The following is a 261-nucleotide window of genomic DNA, read 5'->3' on the forward strand; positions in this document are numbered from 1 at the left end:
GCCAAGCAATTGCCGGCCGATTGGCAGAAGCGCCTGCCGCACCAGAGCTCGCCGTATACCTCGACCATCGTGTTCCTGGTGCGCAAGGGCAACCCGAAGGGCATCAAGGACTGGGACGATCTGATCAAGCCCGGCGTCGGCGTGATCACCCCCAATCCCAAGACCTCCGGCGGCGCGCGCTGGAACTATCTGGCAGCCTGGGCCTGGGCGTCGACCAAATACCGCGACGGCGACAAAGTCACCGACTACCTGACCCAGCTG

At 64.4% G+C, this 261-nt stretch carries 1 protein-coding gene; it reads left to right on the top strand.

Going from position 1 to position 261, the window contains the following annotated elements:
• A partial coding sequence (locus HKX41_12045) for a solute-binding protein (protein ID NNC24866.1) occupies positions 1–261 on the top strand: 261 nt, incomplete at both ends.

Source organism: Salifodinibacter halophilus, from assembly GCA_012999515.1.
GTDB lineage: Bacteria > Pseudomonadota > Gammaproteobacteria > Nevskiales > Salinisphaeraceae > Salifodinibacter > Salifodinibacter halophilus.